Raw genomic sequence first — 17,890 nt, forward strand, 5'->3', positions numbered from 1 at the left:
TCGCGCCACAGCGTCGCGAGGTCGTCCGTGCGGGTCAAAGTAGTGCCTCAGGACGGATCGGCAGGTCCGTCAGGCGTTTGCCTGTCGCGTTGAACACCGCGTTGCCGATGGCAGGTGCCACCCCGACGATGGTGATCTCACCGAGTCCCTTCACACCGATCGGATCGGCCTGCGGGTCCTCGGTGTTGATGAAGGCGGCGTCGAGGTCGAGGACGTCCGCGTTCACCGGCACCAGATAGTCGGCGAGGCTCGCGTTGACGATGCGGCCGTCGCGGTGGTCGGTGACGGTGCCTTCGAGGAGGGCCATTCCGATGCCGCCGACCATGCCGCCGATGGCCTGGCTGTGGGCGAGTTTGGGGCTGATCACCCGCCCTACGTCGTACGCCGCGAAGATCCGCCGTACGCGGACGAGGCCCAGCAGGGGATCGACGGAGACTTCGGCGAAGACGGCTCCGTAGCCGTAGGTGGAGATTTTTGAATCGGCGTCGCCCGGGCCCCAGTTGCCGGTGGTTTCGAGGCTGGGCAGACCGGCGCGGCGCAGGATGTCCCGGTAGCTGTCCCGGGCTCCTGCGTCGGCGGCCGACAAGTAGCCGTCGCGGGCGTGCACATCCGCCGGATTCGCGCCGTGGAGAGGGGAGTCGGGGTCCGCCACCGCCCTGCGGATGAACTCCGTCTTCAGCGCGTTGCAGGTGGTGTGCGCGGCCGAGCCCACGCTCGCCATGGTGCAGGCCGCCGCGTGCAGGGGCGCGGTGGGGTAGCTGGAGTCGCCCAGCCTGAAGGTGACCGCCGAGGCGGGCAGCCCCAGGGCGTCCGCGGCTACCTGCATGACCGAGGTGGTGGTGCCGGGGCCCATGTCCGCGGTGGCCGCGAAGACGTCGGCGGTGCCGTCGGCGTTGATCCGGGCCCGTGCGCTGGAGTCGCGTCGGTTGTTGTGGTAGCTCGCGGTGGCCATCCCCATGCCGATGAGGAGGTCGCCGTCCGTGCGCGAGCCCGGCTCGGCGTGCCTGCGGGACCAGCCGAAGCGGCGCGCACCGGTCTCGTAGCACTCGCGCAACTTCCGCGTGGAGAAGGGCAGTTGCGACACCTCGTCCCGCGTCGGCTCGTTGCGCAGCCGCAATTCGACGGGATCCACGGCCAGTTCGTGCGCGAGCTGGTCCATCGCGGTTTCCAGGGCGAAGTTTCCGAGCACCACGCCCGGGCCTCGCATGGAGGCCGGAGAGTGGACGTCGACAGGCGTGACCCGGTAGGCGGTACGGGTGTTGGGGACGCCGTAGAGGAACTTCGGCAGGTCGGTCAGGCCGTCCGTGTAGGTCCGGTAACGCGCGTTCTCGATACGGACCTCGTAGACGAGAGCGCTGACGCGCCCGGCCGCACTGCTGCCGAGGGCCATCCGGTGCCGGCTGGCCGGCCGGAACCCGGTGCCGTAGTAGAACTGACGCCTGGTCAGCACCACCTTGACGGGCCTGCCGACCTCGCGCGCGGCGAACGCGGCCAGGATGACATGGTCGTAGGTCTGGATTCCGCTGCCGAACCCTCCGCCCAGGAACTCGTTGTGCACGCGTACGTCGCCGACGGCGATGCCGAGCGCGCCGGCCACCGTGCGCGCGGCGCCCTGTGCCCACTGGGACTTGTCCCAGAGTGTCAACCGTGCGTCCTGCCACCGGGCGATGGTCGAGGGCAGTTCGATGGGGTTGTGGTTCTCCCGGGCGCTGGTGAGTTCCAGGTCCACCTTCACCTGCGCCGAAGCCAGCGCGCCCGCGGGGTCGCCGCGGCTGTAGTCGGGCTCGTCCTCCGGTGTCTGCGACGGGGCGTCCGGATCGTCGAAGTCGGTGACCGCGTCCTGCCGTTCGTACGTCGCCTCGACCAGCGAGGCGCCATGGGTCGCCGCCTCCAGGGTCTCCGCGACGACGACCGCGATGGGCTGGCCGTAGAAGGCGAGTTGATCGACCGGGTGGGCCAGCCGCAGGCTGCCGAAGTCGGTCAGGACTCGCAGGACGCCCGGGTGGCCGAGCGCCGCGTCCACCGAGATCCGGCTCACCGTGCCACGGGCCACCGTGCCGTTGACGATCACGCCGTACAACAGGCCTTCGACGCGGTGCTCGGCCGAGTAGGTGGCCGTTCCGGTCACCTTGCGGCGGGCGTCCACACGGGAGAGCGGCTGCCCGACGACGGTCGTCGCCATCACTGTCCTCCGATCGTCATGAGCTGGCGGCGTACGGTCCGTTCGACCAGCCGCACCTTGAAGGCGTTCTCGGACAGTGGTACGGCGCCCTCGGCCGCGAGGGCCGCGGCCTCCGTCCACGTCCGGCGCCCCGGCCGCTTGCCGACGAGCGCCTCCTCCACCTTGGGCAGCCGCCACGGCACGGTCCCCACACCGCCGACGGCCACCCTGGCACCCCGCACCACACCGCCCCTGATGTCCAGCGCCACCGCCGCGGACGCGAGGGCGAACTCGTACGACTGTCGGTCGCGGACCTTCAGATAGCCCGAGCGGCGCGTGTGCGCTCCCGCGGGGACGGTGAGGGAGGTGATGAGTTCGCCGGACCTGAGCGAGTGTTCCTTCTGCGGTGTGTCTCCGGGGCGGAGGAAGAAGTCCTGGACCGGGATGGAGCGAGGGCCGTCGAGGCCTCGCACCTCGACCACGGCGTCCAGCGCCACGAGGGCGACTGCCAGGTCGGAGGGGTGAGTTGCCACGCAGTGGGAGCTCGTGCCCAGGATCGCCTGCATACGGTTGTCACCGTGCCGGGCGTCGCAACCCGAGCCCGGGTCACGGCGGTTGCACGCGGAGTGGACGTCCCGGAAGTACGGACAGCGGGGCCGCTGCATGATGTTGCCCCCGATGGAGGCCATGTTGCGCAGCTGAGCCGAGGCGCCGAGTTCGAGGGCCTGCGAGAGGAGGGGGTACGCGGCGCGCACCTCCGGATGCGCGGCCAGCTCGCTCATCCGGACCAGGGAACCGACGTGCAACCCTCGTCGGGTGACGGTGATGTCCTTGTACGGCAGCCCGTTGATGTCGACCACGTGCGCGGGGCGCTCGACGGTCTCCCGCATGAGGTCGACCAGTGTGGTCCCGCCGGCGATGTAACGGCCCTCGCGGGCACCGGCGTTGAGCGCGGCGGTGACGGTGGAGACTCGGCTGAAGGCGAAGGGATGCACGCGGTCATGCCTCCTTGGCCGTCTGCTCGATGGCGGAGACGATGTTCGTGTACGCCCCGYACCGGCACAGGTTGCCGCTCATCCACTCGCGGATCTCCTCCCGGGATCCGGTGTGGCCCTCGGCGATACAGGCGACGCCCGACATGACCTGCCCCGGCGTGCAGTAGCCGCACTGAAGGCCGTCGTGGTCGATGAACGCCTGTTGCAGCGGGTGCAGTTGCTCGCCCCGGGCGAGTCCCTCGATCGTGGTGACGCGAGCGCCCTGGTGCATCACGGCGAAGGTGAGACAGGCGTTCACCCTCCGGTCGTCCACGAGCACCGTGCAGGCTCCGCAGGCGCCCTGGTCGCAGCCCTTCTTCGTGCCGGGGAGGTCCAGGTGCTCGCGGAGGAGGTCGAGGAGTGAGGTGCGGTTGTCGACCTGGGCGGTGCGCTGCTCGCCGTTGACCGTCAGACGGACGGTGGAGAGCCGGTCGGCCGGCGCGGGTGTGGATGTGGATGTGGATGTGGATGTGGATGTGGGCAGGCGATCCGAGGTCAGCAGGGGCAGACCGGCCGCCGCTGTCGACGCCGCGACGAAGGTTCGTCGTTTGAGCGTGGTTGCCTCGTCGAACGTTTCCGACATGCGCGATGCACCCTCCCGGTCGAACATGTGGCATGTGATGACACCAGGTGTCATCGTAACAGTGATGACACCAGGTGTCATGGAAAACGAGAGCGGCAAGGAGAGGCGTGGCTGCGGCTGTTGTGCCTGTGGCTTACGGCGCGAGGGGGGCGGCGACCGCGGCCCTGAGCTCCTCCACGGATTCACGCAGCAGGGCGTGCAGGTCCTGTGTCTCCGGACCCTCGATCCAGCATTCGCGCGCGGCTCTCCATGCGGCGGCACCCGCCGCGGCGGTCAGGAAGGCGGCCTGCGGCGCGACACCGCGCTCGCACAACGCCTCGGTCACGGCCGCACTGGTCGCGGCGAACTTGGTCAGCTCTCGTTCCCGAAGCTCCGGGTTGGCCACGATGACGGCTCGGCGACGCCGTGCGTGCGCATGCGCCGTGTTCACCATGTCCACAGCGGCGCCGTACCCCTCCAGGACGACGGCGAGCGGCGAGAGGTCGGCAGGCGCGGCGGCCATGGCGTCGACGATCACCTGGTGGATCCGGGCCGAGAGCGGGAACAGCACCTCGCGCTTGTCGGGGAAGTGACGGAAGAACGTCCGCTTCGTCAGACCGGCCCGCTCGGCGATCTCGGCGACCGTGGTGTCCTCGAAGCCGCGCTCCTCGTACAGCTCAAGCGCGGCCCGCGACAGTCGGCCCGCTGCGTCCGGCATCCATCGACCCATGTCACTCATCCTAGTGATGGCACTCAATGTCATCGAATATTCGGCGATGGCGACTGAGCCCGTTGGTGCAGTTGGCCGTGCAGGTGAGCGAGAAGCTCGTCTCGCATCCTCGGGGTTGAGCCGCGCAAAATGCGGGTGGGTGCCTGCGTCTTTCGGCTTCCAGGTCAGCACCGTTGGGCGCGACTTGTCCGATGACTGCACCCACTCCGACGTGCCCCTCTGCCACGAGCGCATCAGAAGCAGGTCTTGAGGAGGCGGCGGGCTTCGTCCCGGTCGACGGGGCGTTGTTGCTTGCCAGCGGCGTAGCGGTCGCCCTCGTGGAACTGGGTGGGGTGGGCTGCCGGAGCCGATGCCGAGTTCGACGATCCAGTCGGACCGTGGCGGCCGTCCCCGGAGCGACCTCGCGGACGGGCCGGATGGAGACCAGGGGACACAGACACCGACGCCCCGCACATCTCTAACGCGTGGTTGGGTCCGCGTAGTCCGTCGCCGCCTGGGTGAGTGCGCGTACCAGCGGGGTCGCGCGGTCCGTGCGCCAGATCAGGGCCCACTGGACGGGCGGGGCATCGTGGAGGGGGAGGTAGACGACGTCCGTCTGCGCGTTGTAACGCCGTCCCTCGTCGGGGACCGTGCAGACTGCGTCGCCTGCCGCGACGAGTGCAAGGATCTCGTTGAAGGTGGTGACGGCCGGGCCGCGGCGGACGGGGCGTCCGGCCGGAGTGCGGGCCGGCAGGACGGCGGCCTCCCAGTAGGCGGGTATGGGGCCACTCAGGCGCGGCACGATGTGATCGCCGAGCACCTCCATGCTCACCGACTCCTGCCGGGCGAGCGGATGATCCGCGCACACCATCAGGTGCAGAGGTTCCTCGCGCAGCACCACTCCGACGGTCAGGTCCGGCTCGCGAACCGGCAGCCAAGTGGTCACCGCGTCGACCTCGCCGGCCCGCAGGGCTCCGAATGGATCGCTGAAGAACACTTCCCGGAAACGGAGTTCGACGGACGGGTGCCGGGCCCGGAAGCGGGTCAGGAGCGGGGCCATGTCGTGCATCTGTGCGCCCATGACCCCCAGTGTCAGGGTGCCGGCCGAGTGGCGGTCGACGGTTGTCACCTCCGCTATGGCGTCCTGGATGGCTTCATATGCCGGCTTGAGCCGTTGGAGCAACACCTCTCCGATGGGGGTCATCCGTACGTGGCGGCTGGTGCGCTCGAAGAGTTGGGCGCCGATGGCGCGTTCCTGTTTCTTGATCGCCTGGCTGACACGGGCCGGGGAGACATGCAGGCGTTCGGCGCTGCGGCCGAAGTGGAGCTCTTCCGCGAGCGTCAGGAAGATCTCTATGTCCCGCAGTTCCATTCCGTCCCCCGATTCCGTTCTGGTTCCCCGAGTCGTGAACCTCTGGGTTAACGACCCTAACAAGATCGGTTGTTGCTCCTGGGCTGCTCCGGTATGCATGCTGGGGAGCAGGCCGGGAGGCCTCCCGCCGGTGACATGAGCCGGCGCGAGGTGGCAGGACCGGCCCGCTCAAGTCGGCCGACGGTCTGGGGGGCGCGTACCTCGTCGGGCGTGAGACCTCGCTGCCCTGCGCTCCGCCCCCCGAGTACCAACCCCCACGGAGAGATTGCTGCGTGACACCTGACCCGAGCACCGTCCATCCCCTGCCCGCCCATGAGCGGGTCGTCTTCCTCAAGCCACTGGTTGCCGGAACAAACGTCGTGGTGGGTGACTTCACCTACTACGACGACCCCGACGGGGCGACGGACTTCGCGCAGCGAAATGTGCTGTACGCCTACGGTCCGGAACGGCTGATCATCGGCAAGTACTGCGCGATCGCGACGGGCACCCGGTTCCTGATGGCGGGCGCGGACCACCCGTCGAWGGGGGTGTCCACCTTCCCCTTCGCCATGTTCGGCGGGGAGTGGGCCGAGCAGACCCTCGACCTCGTCACCGGCATGCCCAGCCGCGGGGACACGGTGGTCGGCAACGACGTGTGGTTCGGATACGGAGCCACCCTGATGCCGGGGGTGCGGATCGGCGACGGCGCAGTGATCGCGGCCGGAGCGGTGGTCACCGCCGATGTGCCGCCGTACACCATCGTGGGCGGAAACCCGGCCCGGACGATCAGGCAGCGCTTCGGCGACAGCGACATCGAACGGCTGGTGCGCAGCGCCTGGTGGGACTGGCCCGTTGAACTGGTGACCGCGCACGCCCGGACCATCATGGCCGGATCCCCGCAGGACATCGAGCGCATCGCCGTCGCCGAAGGTCTGGGGCAGCAGCGGTGATGCCCCCGGCCATCGAGGAGTACGCGGTGTCCGGTCGCGACAGCGGCCCGTATGCGATCACCACCGGCCCGGACGGCGCGCTGTGGTTCACCATGGTGCACAGCGGCAGGATCGGCCGGTTGGTCCCGGGACAGGAGCCGACGAGTCATCAACTCGCCCCGGACAGCGGCCCGACGGTCATCAGCAACGGGCCGGACGGCGCGCTGTGGTTCACGGAGTACCGGGCGCACCGGATCGGGCGGATCACGCTGGCCGGCCGGGTGACCGGGTTCACGCTGCCGACCGCGGAGTGCGGGCCTTTCGGTATCGCCGCAGGGCTGGACGGCGCGCTGTGGTTCACCGAGACCGCCGCCGACCGCATCGGCCGCCTCACCACCGACGGAGTGGCCACCGAGTACCCGCTGCCGCGCACCGGAGCGTTCCCCTCCGCGATCGCCGCGGCCGAGGACGCGATGTGGTTCACGATGAACCAGGCCAACGCCATCGGCCGTATCGGCATGGACGGCCGCATCACGGTGCACGAGCTGCCCACCGAGGCGGCCGGGCCGGTGGGTATCGCCGTGGGCCCGGACGGAAGTGTCTGGTTCACCGAGATCGCGGCCGGTCAGATCGGCCGGATGGCACCCGGCGGGCGGATCACCGAGTACCCGCTGCCCGACCGTTCCGCCCGGCCGCACGCCGTCACCACCGACGCCGACGGCACGGCGTGGTTCACCGAGTGGGGCGGCAACCGCGTCGGCTCCGTCACCTCGGACGGCAGGATCGCCGTCCATGACCTACCCACCCCGGCCTCCGAGCCGCACGGGATCACAGTGGGCCCGGACGGCGCCCTGTGGACGGCCTTGGAGATGGGTGCGCTGGCCCGCATCGAACCGGACACCACCAGAACCACCAAGAACACCGAACAGAGGAACGCCTCATGAAATACGCCCTCGTGATCTTCGAGACGCATGCCTCACGCGCCCGGATCCAGGCCGACCGCGACGGCTACCGCAAGGCTTACCAGACCTGGATCGGCGAACTCGCGGCAGCGGGCAAACTGGTGGGCGGAGACGCCCTCGACACCGAGCACCGGGGCCCCGTCACTGTGCGCAAGACGGCGGACGGGTCCGCAGCGGTGACCGAGGGGCCCGTGCACAGCGGCGAGGAGACCCTCGGCGGCTGGTTCGTACTGGAAGTCGCCGACCACGCCGAGGCCATCGAGCTGGCCCGCGGCTTCCCCACCCCGGAGGCGCTCGAAGTCCGCCCGATACTCGAATCGGCCTGAGCGCCATGCGGCCCGCGACGCCCTCTGCCCGTGCCCGGACACTCGGCGTGCCTGACCAGCACGACCTACCGGGCCCGGAGCGCTGTCTCCCTTCACAGGAGCTGACTTGAAACTCACATCGGTGAGCTACCGACCTCTGACCGGCCCCGAGGAGATCGATCTCTTCTGCCGACTCTCCTACGTCCTCGACCACGAACTGCCCGACGACTTCGCAGCCGGCCGCCGCCGCCCCGAGTGGTCATGGGTGGCCCTCGACGGCGACCGCCTCCTCGCCCGGCTCGCCTGGTGGACCACCCCGGGCGGTGACGTCCCGCTGCAGTTCGACTTCTTCGACATCGACGACACGCTGCCCCGGGCCGACCGCGACGAGATCGGCCTGCGGCTGTTCGAGACGGCGACGGCGACCGTCTTCCCGGCGGGCGCGAAGCTGCCGGAGTACTGCCGCTTCGTCCCGCCCGACTGGCACGAGGACCCCGCGGCGCGCGAGGTGGTCGACTCCCGCACTCGCGTGCTGGAGAGCACCGGCGCACGGCTGCTGGTCGAGCGGCTGCGGCTGCAGTGGACCCCGTCGTCCCCGCTCCCGGAGCCCAGGGGACGTCTCGTCTTCCGCCCGGTGGCCCACCGTGAGGACCTCCTCGCCCTGATGACCCCGGTGATGGAGGGCACCCTCGATGCCCACGGCCAGGCGGACCTGTCATCCGGACTGAGCCCGCGCGAAGCGGCGGAACGCCACTACGACGGAGAGTTTGCCGGGTTCAAGAGCCCGCACGAGTGGTGGCGCATCGCCGAACTCCCCGGCGGGCGCGGTCCGGTGGGCTTCGTGGTCCCGGCCCGCAACAGCTACCACCCGATCATTGCGTACATCGGTGTCCTGCCCGCACATCGCGGCAACGGCTACATCGACGAGATCCTCGCCGAAGGCACCCGCATCCTGGCCGCCGAGGGTGTCGACCGGATAAGGGCATCGACGGACCTCGGCAACGTCCCCATGGCGAAGTCCTTCGCCCGCGCCGGATACGTCAACTTCGAACGCTCCCTCAACCTGGTATGGGACTGACCCTGCCACAAGTCGGACACGCGATGCGGATCAGCCCCCTGCCCGAAGGCCATCACGGACTCAACGACCGATCGTGGTCTCCCGCTCGATGCAGGACGGCTTCTCGGGATTGCGTACGGCCCGGAGCCTGGTGAGGAGGCCGTCATCGGTAGGGACGGGCCGGCATCCCGGGCGGTGGGCTCAGCGGTCGAGGTCCCCCCAGGTTCGGGCGATCGCGCCCTGGAAGGCGAAGACGGTGTCATCGTCGAAGCCCACCGCTGGGCGCCCGCTCTGTGGGCGGTGGCCGGGGACGGGTCGGGTTCAGGTTCAGGTCAGGGTCGGCGGGGGCTGTCGGCCCCTCCCGGGGCAGCGGCAGGGATCCTGGTTGAGGATCACAACATGGGGTGTCGGCGCCTGGGTCGCATAACCTCGTGCTCACAGATGTCGGAAGCCGGGCGATATCCGCTTCGGGAGGGTGATGGTGCTGGCAAGGGGCACGCGGTTGTTCGCGGGTGCCGTGGTGGTGGCCTGCATGGTGCTCCTCGGGCCCAGCGCGCCAGGCGATGCTCTGTTCCCTGGGCCACTGCCCGCCGGTGCTGTCCGGGAAGTGGTACCGAACCGGGTCATGACCTGGAATATCTGCAACCCGTGCGAGACAAGCAACGTTGACCGGGCAGCGCAGATCGCCTCGTATGCGCCCCAGGTGATCGGCCTGCAGGAAGCGTGCGGGCGGGACGTCGAACAGATCCGCGACTATCTGGAGCACCTCCACGGGCTGGTCTACCACGTCGAGTACGGGACGGTTCTGCGCAGTTGGGGCCGGTGCGGGGGAGTGCCGTGGAGTCCGGGCGCCTTCGGTCAGGCGGTCCTGTCGGCGGCACCGATGACGGACCGTGTCAGCGTGGAGTACCCCGACGGCGGATCCGAGGACCGTGGGTACATGGCCGTCACCACCCTGGTGGGCGGCCGGTCGGTGCGGGTCTTCAACACCCACCTCGCCCATCGGCGTCAAGAGACGGTCCGGGCGGGTCAGACGGGCGTTCTGGCCGCAGACGTCGCCCGGTACGACCGTGCGATCGTGATAGGCGACTTCAACGCCATGCCGGACGCCGGCGAACTCGCCCCGATGTGGGCACTGGCCGCGGACGCGGACCCCCGCTGCCGTCCCTCGGACGCCGGCACCTGCACGCCGACCACCGACTGGCACACCAGGTTCGACTACATCTTCCTGCGGGGCATCACCTCGCTCAGGCACCGCGTGCAGCCCACCCCGTACTCGGACCACCACCTGCTGCACACCGACCTGGCCCCAACCCAACGGGCGTGACAGTGCCGCGCCTGGGGCCAGCGACCTGCTTGATCCTGGGAAAGACAGGGACGGTCCGGGCAGCATCGGGTGTCATGGCTGCTGTTCGTGCCCGCTGGCTGGAAGCGCTCTGGCGCCCGGCTGGACGCGGCCTCGAATGCCCAGACTGCCACCCAGAAGACGGCAGCGGCCTGTCCGGGACCCGCGACCCGGAGTCCAAGGCCAGCTTTACGGCGGTAGCGACAAGTCCAAGCGGGACCTGGCCGGGTGACGTGGCGGCTCCGGCCAGCACCGCCGGCGGCGTTCTGCTGCCCGGGATTACCGAGGGCGACCAGGCCCGGGCCGCACGGCTCCCTCCAGTCGCCCTCAGTGACGCCGAGGCACTGCGGATCCGCAGCATCGTGGCCGACCTGGACCACCTGCTGCCCACCTTCGACGTCCGGTAGGTCGATGACCCGAGCAAGCCCGGCCGCAGCCGCATGATGATCGCCGTCCGTCGCGATCCATCTGTCCGCACGGTGCCCCGGTCAACGAGGGCCTGAGCTCCCCGCGCCGCTGGTGCGGGGCTGGCCGGGGGACATCCCCGTCACGGATCATCCCGTGGACGAGTGGCTGGCCACCCGCGCCCACGCCGATATCGGTAGCCGACCAGGGCACGCATGTCAGGGTGGCGGCGGGGTCCAAAAGCCGACCCAGCCCGGTCGACCGAGCACGTCCGGGCAGCAAGTACCGCCGGGGCGCCGCCGACCGGTGGGTGTGCCGCGGCAGCTGGACGGCTACACGGTGGTGAGGCTGATGCTTCCGAAGCTGGGCTGCGGTGCGGTCGCCTTGGCGGCGGCGTCGGCGGCACCCGCCACCGGCTGGGGGACGGACGGCACGATGGAGATCGTGGCCGGCCCGTCCGGCAGCAGACCTTGCTCCTGCAGGCGGAGGACCTGCTCGGTGACATCGAAGCTCACGTCGTGGCCGCCGTGGTCGTGAAGCGCACCGTCGACGTCGGCCGCGCCGAAGAAGGAGATCCAGCCGACGAAGTAGGGGCCCGCCGGGTCGAGTTCGCCGCTGGGGCCGTTGAGGAAGACGTGGAACGGCGTTCCGGGCGGCACGTCGGTGCGCACATTGTGCACGGTGAGGATCAGGTTCTGCGGCGTGCTGGGGGCGGTCATGGACCGCATGGCCCGGCTGACGGCGTCGGCCGGTTCGAGGGACACCTCGGTCGGCTCGTGGAGGCTGAGGAGCTGGCGGGGGTTGCCGGCGGCGGTCGCCAGGACCCGTTCGCCCGCTTCGGGAACCTGGGCAGGCGGCACGACCACGGGCCGCGTCCCATTCCCGTCAGTCAGCGACTCGTATCCGTAGTCGCGCGGATCGATGCCGAGGAACTCCCTGCTCGTGGGCTTCTGGATCTGTCCGTTCTCGTCGAAGAAGATGAACGTCTGGTCCAGCCAGGACGTGTGGTCCGGGTTGAGGTTGTCCTTGCTCAGCCAACTGGACCAGAGCCGGTCGATGTTGCTGTGGTGCAGCCAGAAGATCGGATCACGGGCGGCGCCCGCAACGGACCCCATCCAGCCGCCGACACCACCGTGGACCTGGTTGTGCGGGACGTTCTCCAGCTCACCGAAGCCGCGGCGGAAGTGGTCCATGGAGGTGTAGCTGATCTCACTGCCGAAGCTCGGCTGGTCCGTCTGACGTGTGTGCGTGGCGGCGAAGACCGTCTGGCTGATGGCGGTGAAGGGATTGATGTCGGTGTAGGGGAGCACCTCGAAGGCCGAATTCGTGCCCGGGCTGCGGTGCGGGGTCTGCCAGAAGTCCGCTGTGGATGTCGCCTGCTTCTCCGGTAGAAAGAGCGGGTTGTCGACCGTCAGTTTGGTGCCGTTCGGGCTGTCCGGCATTTTCGGGCTGCGGAATGCCGCCGGAAGGGCGCGCGAGGTGAAGTCCTCGATCGGGTCCGAGGTGGGCGTGTCCAGCGCGTAGTCCCAGTAGGGCAGGGCCCAGCCGGTGGAGGGGTCGGGGGTGATGTTCTCCTCGGCGGCGATCTCCTTGATGGTCGCCCGGACGATCCGCTCGAAGTACCACAGGTAGCCCCGGTGCCACGGCAGGAAGAACCAGCCACCGTGCGGACACTGGCTGAAGGCCTCGTTCGTCTCCGTGATGGTGGGTGGGACGCCGTGGATGCACCCCTGGAAGACCCAGCTGGTCGGATCCGTGCCCGGCCGCTGCTGCATCCTCCCCACAGCCCGGGCATACCAGTACAGCGCCGGATCCCAGTCCCTCATGTTGCTCGCGTCTCGCCGTACAAACGCGACACCGTTCGCCATGTTGCTCCTAGCTTGGTCGGGACGCCCGAGTAGGGGGCTCCTGATCCGTACCGGCGTCGGCGGCCGCCCCATCGCGTTCGGTTCAGAAACCTTCAGAGAGGTGAACCCGCCGTGCCATCCAGCCGAGGGGCACAGGCGGACCAGGGCCGGAGTTTTGTGAACCGGCCGGAGCCTGTCGCGGAAGCAGGGGGCGCAGTCAGCGCAGGACCAGTACGGCCGTCATGGTGACGATGCCGGCCGACCCGAGCGCCAGCAGCACCGGCGGCCCCGCCAACTCCCCGGTCAGGCCTTGGCGCTGGGCCAGGGCCAGGGCCGTGGTCGCACCCCGCAGCAGCACCCCCGCGACCGCTGCCAGCAGCAGCACATGCACCCACTCTGGAACGGGAGCCATCTCGGTGATCCAGCCGCCCACGAGCGGGCTCAGGCAGACGGCGATCAGCCACGGGGTCAGGCGCCGTCGGCTCCGTGCATCGAGGACCGCCGTCAGCGCGAGCCCTTCACTGATGGAGTGCACGACCAGCGCGGCCACCACGGGCACCGAGGTCAGCAGGACCACCGTCATGCCCTCCACCAGCCGGTGCACCACGAGGGCCACCGCTGTCCCGGCACTCACAAGACGCCCCGGCTCACCCCGCTTGTGTATCAGGCGTCCCGCTGAGGCAAGGATGAAAGCCGTCAGCACGGTGACCGGCACCACCCAGCCGGACAGCCCCGCCTCGTTCGCCTCATGAAGCGCATGCGGCACGACGTCGACTCCGGCTACTGCCAGCAGCACTCCCGACGCGGCCCCCAGCAGCATCGTCGAGTGATGCGACCAACGTCGCCCGGACCAGGCCCCGACCAGCGTTCCCGCCGCGATCAGCACCAGCCCCAAGTACTGCCCCAGATCGAACTCTCCCCATGACAGTGCGAACTGCGCTCCTGCCTCGACAACCGCACCAACCACCGTTCGCCTTCCATGAAGCAAGGGCACCAGGAACGTCGACAAGCCGTGGCCTCGGAGCCCTGCGAGGAAGAGAGGAAGAGCTGCACCGCCAGGTGCGGCACGGGGCCAGGCTTTCGTGACGCTGCCACATCTCCTGCCCGGTCACATGCTGTCGGCCTGCTCCAAGGGGCATTCGGGTGAAGGGAATGACCGCACCTGACGGTCTGCTCCTGCACGAGAATTCACCGGGCGGGTTTGCCAACCAGGCCGCGAGCTGCTGCGCGACCCGTACTGCGGCCCGGCACACGCCCGCGAGCCGGCGGCGGAGGTCCGTAGCCCGTTGCCAGTACGCGCACCTGAAAACCACCTGTCGGCGGGAACGCCCCCCTCGGAGCAACATCGGGCCCGGATGGGGGCCTTCCCCGGGGCTCCACGTGCCGAAGGGCAGTCGCCCGCCTAGCGTGTGCGCTGAACGGAAGTGACCGCGCAGCCGGGCGTGCCGCCGTCCCGGACGGGCTCCGGTCGGGTGGGCGCCAGCCCGGGCCTTGGTGGAGAGAGCCATGGCTGCCCGGTGAGCGTCTTCACCCTCACCCGCACCCTCCGGGAGTTCGGTATGTCCCGTATCACCATCAACGGCGTCACGGTGGACCCGCTGGCCCAGGCCGATGAGATGGCCACCCACTCGCTGACGTCCGAGGACGCCACCGAGTCCAACTACCTGCTCGTCCAGACCACGCACCCGCCTACGCCCGAGGAGAAGGAGCAACTCGCTGCACTCGGCGTGGTGATCCAGGAATACGTTCCCGACGACACCTACCTGTGCGGCTACCGGCCCACGGATCTGGCCGCCGTGCGCGCACTGCCCTTCGTGGCCTGGGCGGATGTGTACCTCAGGGGCTTCAAGATCGCCCAGTCGCTCCGGTCAACCCGACTCCGCCCGGGTCTCGCCGTGCTGGCCGAGCCCCTCGAGACGGCAGGCACCCGGACCCGTACCGTCGACATCGTCCTCCACGAGGACGTCGACGCGAGTACGGACGGGGTACGGGACCGGATCACTGCGGCAGCCGGAGTCAGCCGCGGCGACGTTCGGCCCGACCACGGCAAGCTGCGCGTGACGGTCCGTGAGGAGGACCTGGCCGCACTGGCCGCGCTCGACGAGGTGCGGACCATCGAGGAAGTCCCCGAGAGGGTGCTGTACAACACCGTCGCAGGGACGTTGATGCACGCCCACGTGTCACTCAACGGCACGCAGTTCCGCGGCGAGGGCCAGATCGTGTGCGTCGCCGACACCGGCTTTGACAAGGGGTCGATCACCGATGTGCACCCCGCCTTCAAAGGCCGGGTCAAGCGCCTGATCGCCCTGGGACGTAAGAGCCCCTCGCGGACGGACGACCCCGACGGGCACGGCACCCACGTGGCGGGCTCGGTCCTCGGCGACGGGACGTCGGCGTCGATGGGCGGCGCCGTCACCGGCACGGCTCCCGAGGCGCGACTGGTCCTCCAGTCCCTGATCGACGAGGACGGCTCTCTCACCGGCATCCCGGACAACCTGCTCGATCTGTTCAGGCCGCCCTACCTGGAGGACGGGGCGCGGATCCACACCAACTCGTGGGGCCCGATCACCCCGGGGCTTCCCTACAACCAGAGCGCCGCCGAAGCCGATCAGATGGTCTGGGAGAACAAGGACTTCGTCATCTGCTTCGCTGCGGGCAACGACGGCACGGACCGCGATGGTGACGGCCGCGTCAACCTGCGGTCCGTCAGCGGGGAGACCGGAGCCAAGAACGTCATCACCGTTGGCGCCAGTGAAAGCAATCGCCCCGAGATCTCCCGCACCTATGACGAGCTGAGGCCGCTCTCGTTCCCCGCCCCGCCGATCCACGGCAACCGGATGGCGGACAACCCGGCCGGGTTGGCGGCCTTCAGCAGCCGCGGCCCGACCCAGGAGGGCCGGTACTGTCCGGATGTCGTAGCCCCCGGTACGTCGATCCTGTCAACCCGCTCGCGCGTGGCTGCCGACGGCCACCTCTTCGGTGTCTCCGCGGATCCCGCATACATGTTCGATAGCGGCACCAGCATGGCCACCCCGCTGGTCGCCGGCTGTGTGGCGGTGCTGCGCGAGACGCTGGTGGAGAACGGCACGCCGAAGCCCAGCGCCGCGCTCATCAAGGCCATGCTGATCAACGGCGCCGAGGAACTCCCCGGCCAGTACAGCCCCACCGAGGCGGGCGCTTCCCCGAACAACAGCTCCGGTTTCGGCATCGTCAACCTCCAGCGTGCCGTCGTCCTGCCGACCGACGTCGGCCGGGCGGGCTTCGCCGATGCCAAGGAGCTGGACCAGGGAGAAGAGCGTGCATTCGCCATCACGATCCCGGCGGGGGCGGCCCGCACCCTGAAGGTCACCCTCGTGTGGACGGACCCCCCTGGCGCGGCCCTGCAGAACGACCTCGACCTGATCGTCCGGGCGGCCGGTCAGGAGCGCCACGGCAACATGGGCACGGACCCCGGATTCGACCGTGTCAACAACGTCGAGCAGGTGCTGTGGCAGGACATCCCCGCCGGCGATGTGGAGGTCGTCGTCAGCGCCCACCGGATCACCCGGTTCGCCCAGCCATACGCAGTCGCCTGGCGCATCCTCTGAGGCGTGCGCAGGAGTGTCCCGTCCCGGTCACAAAGGCCGGGACAGGCCCGTGGTTCGACGTGCTGCTGGCATTCCGCCGACAGCACCATCACGAGACTTCAACTGCCGTCACCGACCACGATGGGAACTCCAGGGCAGGGCGATTGTAATGTCTTGGTGGTCTTGTGGGTGTGTGGGTCATGGACGTGCGGCGGTCGGGTCGGCTCAGGTGAGGAGTTTCGCGAGCTGGGCCATCTCGGTGGGTGGGTCGATCACTGGCTGGATGAGGAGTTCGTCGACGCCGGCCTGTTCCAGGGTGGTGATGCGGGTGAGGAGGTCGTCGCGGGTGCCGACCAGGGCCAGGGTGTTCATCAGCGAGGGCAGAACCAGGTCCCGGTCCTGCGGTGCGATGCGTCCGAGGTGGTTGGGGTAGAGCTTGGTGTGCCGGTCCGGCGCGTTGGCGGTGGTGCCGCGCCGGTCGAGGAGCCGCCGCACCGCCTCGCGTTCTTCGGGGCCGAGTTGCTCGGCGAAGGCGGGTGTGTCGGCGGCTGTGTCGGCGGCGAAGGCCAGCAGCGACAGGATGAGGTGGCCCGTCGCGTCCCGGGCCGCGTCGCCGTGGGGGTCCTCGTCCTCGTCGAGTAGGTGGAGCGAGGTGACCACGTAGGAGTCCGCCCGGGAGTCCGTGTGGGAGTCGGGGTCGCGGGGTGTGCTCTGGGCGGCGTGGCGGCGGGTGTCGTGCAGCGCGTGCCAGGCGGTGGGGTCCAGCAGGCCGAAGGAGATCAGGCCGGTGCCGCGGCGGCCGGCTACGGCGGCGGCCTTCGGTCCGAGCAGCGCGGCCACGACGAACTCGATCGGGTCGGCGGTGTTCACGTGTGCCCCTGCGTGCAGGAACCGGATGTCGCGGACCCGGTCACCTTCGCGGTACTCGGTCGAGCGTCCGGCGCACAGGTCTTGCAGTGCGACGGTGAAGTTCTCCAGCCTGGCCGCCGTGGTCGGCCGCATGCCCAGGGTGCGCCGGGCGGTGTTTCCGGTGCCGACTGCGCAGATGATCCGGCCCGGTGCCAGGGCGTTGAGGCTGGCGAGCCCGCTCGCGGCGGCCGGGGCCGAGCGCAGCGCCGGTGAGGTCACGCCGATGCCGAGCCTGATGCGGCTGGTGGCCTTCGCACACAGGCTCAGGGCGACGAAGGGGTCGCCGTGGACCATCGGGGTGTCGTTGACCCAGAAGCTGTGCAAGCCCAACTCCTCGGCCCGTACGGCGAGGTCCTCCACACCGGGCTGCGCGGCGACAACGACGCCTGCACGCATCAAAACCTCCAAGGCGTGAGGATCGATTCGAACCTGCTCAGCATGGCAGGTCCCGGCGCAGGGCCGTTGTGGAGTTGCGTGATCTTGTAGCGTCGCAGGGCAGGGTGGCCGTGCCTGACGCAACGAACCCCGTTGATGCAGATGACCTTGGGGCGGCCAGGGTCGCGAACTGTGCCGTCAGGCCGGGGGGGAGAGAGAGCCTCGTCCGCTCGGGTCGGCGGTACCGCGGACCCGTCCTCTGTCTCCTTGGCGGTCCCGTAACGCGGAGCCGTGGCGGCGGCCGGTGGGTTGGGGGCGGCGTGCCAGGGCAGGAGCGCGCGGGCGACGGCGGCCCGAAGGGCCGCGGCCGGGG

At 69.7% G+C, this 17,890-nt stretch carries 15 protein-coding genes; 7 read left to right on the forward strand and 8 right to left on the reverse strand.

Features of this window, described 5'->3' with window-relative positions:
- Positions 1–34 precede the first annotated feature (34 nt).
- From EAO75_RS32325 to EAO75_RS32345, 5 genes are all read right to left on the reverse strand, one after another.
- Positions 35–2,182 carry a xanthine dehydrogenase family protein molybdopterin-binding subunit gene (locus EAO75_RS32325; protein WP_147998725.1) on the reverse strand — a complete coding sequence of 716 codons (2,148 nt, stop codon included), beginning with the start codon at positions 2,180–2,182 and terminating at the stop codon, positions 35–37.
- Entirely contained in the window at positions 2,182–3,156 is a 975-nt protein-coding gene (locus tag EAO75_RS32330) for an FAD binding domain-containing protein (RefSeq protein WP_147998726.1), read from the reverse strand. The genes EAO75_RS32325 and EAO75_RS32330 overlap by 1 nt, the downstream gene beginning before the upstream one ends.
- A 4-nt stretch (positions 3,157–3,160) precedes the next feature.
- On the reverse strand, positions 3,161–3,778 hold the full coding sequence (locus EAO75_RS32335) for a (2Fe-2S)-binding protein (protein ID WP_147998727.1): 618 nt from the start codon (positions 3,776–3,778) through the stop codon (positions 3,161–3,163).
- Positions 3,779–3,911: 133 nt separating this feature from the next.
- Entirely contained in the window at positions 3,912–4,487 is a 576-nt protein-coding gene (locus EAO75_RS32340; protein ID WP_147998728.1) for a TetR/AcrR family transcriptional regulator, read from the reverse strand.
- Between the two features lie 457 nt (positions 4,488–4,944).
- Complete coding sequence (locus EAO75_RS32345; RefSeq protein WP_147998729.1) at positions 4,945–5,838, reverse strand: LysR family transcriptional regulator; 894 nt, start codon at positions 5,836–5,838, stop codon at positions 4,945–4,947.
- A 272-nt stretch (positions 5,839–6,110) separates the two neighbouring features.
- Here EAO75_RS32345 and EAO75_RS32350 point away from each other — a divergent pair, with 272 nt between their 5' ends.
- From EAO75_RS32350 to EAO75_RS46140, 6 genes are all read left to right on the forward strand, one after another.
- Positions 6,111–6,767, forward strand: a complete 657-nt coding sequence (locus EAO75_RS32350; protein ID WP_147998730.1) for a CatB-related O-acetyltransferase — start codon at positions 6,111–6,113, stop codon at positions 6,765–6,767.
- Entirely contained in the window at positions 6,767–7,690 is a 924-nt protein-coding gene (locus EAO75_RS32355) for a virginiamycin B lyase (protein WP_187284663.1), read from the forward strand. The genes EAO75_RS32350 and EAO75_RS32355 overlap by 1 nt, the downstream gene beginning before the upstream one ends.
- On the forward strand, positions 7,687–8,034 hold the full coding sequence (locus EAO75_RS32360) for a YciI family protein (protein ID WP_147998732.1): 348 nt from the start codon (positions 7,687–7,689) through the stop codon (positions 8,032–8,034). Before EAO75_RS32355 ends, EAO75_RS32360 begins: the two co-directional genes overlap by 4 nt.
- A gap of 121 nt (positions 8,035–8,155) precedes the next feature.
- A complete protein-coding gene (locus tag EAO75_RS32365) occupies positions 8,156–9,091 on the forward strand; it encodes a GNAT family N-acetyltransferase (protein ID WP_147998733.1) in 936 nt (311 codons plus the stop codon).
- 457 nt (positions 9,092–9,548) lie between these two features.
- Positions 9,549–10,397: an endonuclease/exonuclease/phosphatase family protein gene (locus tag EAO75_RS32370; RefSeq protein ID WP_147998734.1), complete on the forward strand. Its 849-nt coding sequence runs from the start codon at positions 9,549–9,551 to the stop codon at positions 10,395–10,397.
- A gap of 251 nt (positions 10,398–10,648) precedes the next feature.
- Positions 10,649–10,822, forward strand: a complete 174-nt coding sequence (locus tag EAO75_RS46140) for a hypothetical protein (RefSeq protein WP_187284664.1) — start codon at positions 10,649–10,651, stop codon at positions 10,820–10,822.
- Positions 10,823–11,152: 330 nt separating this feature from the next.
- On the opposite strand, the gene EAO75_RS32375 is transcribed toward EAO75_RS46140, so the two are convergent.
- Together EAO75_RS32375 and EAO75_RS32380 are read right to left on the reverse strand one after the other, a co-directional pair.
- A complete protein-coding gene (locus EAO75_RS32375; protein WP_187284665.1) occupies positions 11,153–12,688 on the reverse strand; it encodes a tyrosinase family protein in 1,536 nt (511 codons plus the stop codon).
- Between the two features lie 196 nt (positions 12,689–12,884).
- Entirely contained in the window at positions 12,885–13,676 is a 792-nt protein-coding gene (locus EAO75_RS32380; RefSeq protein WP_187284666.1) for a hypothetical protein, read from the reverse strand.
- Between the two features lie 508 nt (positions 13,677–14,184).
- On the opposite strand from EAO75_RS32380, the gene EAO75_RS32385 reads away from it, so the two are divergent.
- Entirely contained in the window at positions 14,185–16,254 is a 2,070-nt protein-coding gene (locus EAO75_RS32385; protein WP_261989504.1) for a S8 family serine peptidase, read from the forward strand.
- Positions 16,255–16,458: 204 nt separating this feature from the next.
- On the opposite strand, the gene EAO75_RS32390 is transcribed toward EAO75_RS32385, so the two are convergent.
- A complete protein-coding gene (locus EAO75_RS32390; RefSeq protein ID WP_147998737.1) occupies positions 16,459–17,538 on the reverse strand; it encodes an LLM class flavin-dependent oxidoreductase in 1,080 nt (359 codons plus the stop codon).
- Positions 17,539–17,890: the final 352 nt, after the last annotated feature.

Origin of the sequence: Streptomyces sp. UW30 (assembly GCF_008042075.1) — a bacterium.
Classification (GTDB): domain Bacteria; phylum Actinomycetota; class Actinomycetes; order Streptomycetales; family Streptomycetaceae; genus Streptomyces.